2 protein-coding genes are annotated in these 2776 nt (G+C 59.1%); both read left to right on the forward strand.

Going from position 1 to position 2776, the window contains the following annotated elements; all coding sequences use genetic code 11:
- A partial coding sequence (locus DM08_RS10855; RefSeq protein ID WP_035384685.1) for a CZB domain-containing protein occupies positions 1 to 642 on the forward strand: 642 nt, incomplete at its 5' end.
- A 38-nt stretch (positions 643 to 680) separates the two neighbouring features.
- The coding region (locus DM08_RS10860) for a methyl-accepting chemotaxis protein (protein ID WP_035384686.1) at positions 681 to 2776 on the forward strand (2096 nt) is incomplete at its 3' end.

Below are 2776 nucleotides of genomic sequence, written 5' to 3' on the forward strand. Positions count from 1 at the left end.
GCAGAACAGAGTGCGGGTATCGAGCAGGTCAACCGGGCGATCAGCCAGATGGATGACGTGACGCAGCAGAACGCGGCTCTGGTGGAAGAGGCGGCCGCCGCCGCCGAGTCCATGGAAGAACAGGCCCGGCAACTGAGCATGATGATGGCTGTGTTCAATCTGGGGCGGGGAACGGGGCGCACTCCCGCGCCTACCCAGCGGCTGGCGGGCCCCGCTGCCACGGTTACCGATCCCGGCAGCTTCTCCTTCGGCGATGCAGTGAACGCCCATATCAAGTGGAAGGCGAGGTTGGTCGAGTATGTTCAGGGCAAGAGCAGTGAGCAGCTTGAAGTCGCCAAGGTGTCTTGTGATGACAAATGTGATCTGGGCAAATGGCTATACGGATCAGCCAGGGCACATGCAGCACTACCCGAATACGGCGGGCTGAAAGAGTCTCACGCGGCATTCCACCGCTGCGTGGGCGACATCGTGCAGTCTGTCCATGACCATCATCAGGAAGAGGCTACGCGCAAGTTGGGAGGCGAGTTCTTCCAGCTTTCCAATCAAACGATACGGGCGATCAAATTGCTTCAGGCGCGCATCGAGAGCAAGCAGCCGCCGGCCAAGTTGACCGCCCAGGCTGATGAGTGGCAAGAGTTTTAATACCGTAATCGAAAAAAGAACCCCGTAGGGAGCACAAGATGCGTACGAATATGCCTGTCACGAACAATGAATATGTCCTGCCGGAAGATGCCATGCTGGTGTCCGGGACCGATACTCGCGGAGTGATCACCTTTTGCGAACGCAACTTCGTGGAGGCGAGCGGCTATCTGGAGAACGAACTGATTGGGCAGCCGCACAACTTGGTCCGTCACCCCGATATGCCGGTCGAGGCGTTCGAGGATATGTGGAAGCAGCTCAAGCTCGGAAAGACCTGGACCGGCGTGGTCAAGAACAGGCGCAAGAACGGTGATTACTACTGGGTCTTGGCCAATGTCACGCCTTTGCGCAAGGACGGCCAGATCAGCGGGTACATGTCGGTGCGCAGCAAGCCGACCCGAGAACAAGTGGCGCAGGCGGAGAGTGCGTATCGCAAGTTTCGTGAGGGGCAGGCCAGGGGCTTGGGTATCCGGGAGGGAAAGGTCGTCAAGCATGGTATGGTCGACAGTCTGGTCACCTGGTTCAGCCATTGGAGCATGGCGCGACGGTTGACGGCTGCCTTCTCCGCGATATTGGTCTTGCTGGCGTTCACCGGGGGCATGTCGTACCTCAGCATGCAGGAGTTTGGTGAGCATTGGCATGACTATCGCGCCAAGGTTTCCAAGAAGCGCGTGCTGATGGACCACGCACGTATCGAACTGGGCGATGGTATCCATCACTTCAAGAACTACCTGATCCGAGGCGGAGACTACAAGGAAAAGTTCGTGGCCGACATGACTGCTCTGGGCAAGACGGTCGAGGATTTCAAGTCTGTCCCCGGACTCACCGAGGCTGAGACATCGGCCTTGTCGCGGGTGGCAGAGGGACGAATGCTGTATCTGCAGGCCATCGAAGAGGTCGCCCGCCTGAAGGGGCTGAACAAAGGCATCAACGAGATCGATGGCAGCGTCAAGGGGGCGGACAAACAGATCGCTGCCGGGCTGGATATCCTGGACGAAGGCATCGGGGTCGAGGGCCAGGAACGTACTGCCATGATCGAGCAGCGGATAGGCGAGGGTAACCGGGACATGCTGGTTATGGTCCTGGTGGCTATCTTTTTGGGCGCGCTGTTGGCCTATCTCATGGTCAGAAACATACTGCTGCCGGTGAAGAAGGCGACACGTGCCGCTGCTGCTGTGGGTAATGGCGACCTGGCACACCACATCGATGCTGAGGGGCGTGCGGATGAGCTGGGTCAGTTACTCCACGCCTTCAAGTCGATGCAGATCCAGACGGGATTTACGCTCACGCAGGCCGAGCAGAAGGCGGCGGATGCGCTGCGCATCAAGATGGCACTGGACTCGGTGTCCTCTTGTGTGACGGTTTCCGATGATCGCAACGAAGTGATCTATTTCAATGAAGCCATGGGTGTGCAGATTCGCAAGATGCAAGCCGAGATGTCGCGACGGTTCCCGGATTTCACCGAGCAAGGGATCATGGGCAAGCGGGTGGGGATGTTCTTCGAGAGCGAAGAGTTGCGTACGGCTTATGCGGCCCCGCTGGATGCGCCCAAGACCTTCGATGTGCCTATGGGGGGGCGTGAGATGCGCTTGCAACCCTGCCCCATCTATGATGCCCAACGTACCTATCTGGGGCGGGTGACGCAATGGACGGATCGGACCACCGAAGTGGCGGTGGAGCGTGAGATCGCGGCCATCATCGAATCGGCGGCGCAGGGTGACTTCAGTCAACACATCGAGATCAACGGCAAGGAGGGGTTCTTCCTGAAACTGGCGGAGGAGATGAACCGTTTGTTGGAGACCACGTCGCGCAGTCTGGATGAAGTGGTGCGTGTGCTTGGCGCGCTGGCCAAGGGTGACCTGACAGAGACGATCAGCGGCGACTATCAGGGGACGTTCGGTCGCTTGAAGGAAGATTCGAATGCCACGGTGGCGCAGCTCACCGAGACGATCAGCCGGATCAAGGAAGCCGCCGAGACCATCAACACCGCCTCGAAAGAGATCGCTTCCGGCAACACCGACCTGTCGCAGCGGACCGAAGAGCAAGCCTCCAGTCTGGAGGAGACCGCATCGAGCATGGAAGAGCTGACTTCCACGGTGAAGCAGAACGCGGACAACGCGCGCCAAGCCAACCAGCT

The sequence above is a fragment of the Ferriphaselus sp. R-1 genome (assembly GCF_000746095.1).
Lineage (GTDB): Bacteria > Pseudomonadota > Gammaproteobacteria > Burkholderiales > Gallionellaceae > Ferriphaselus.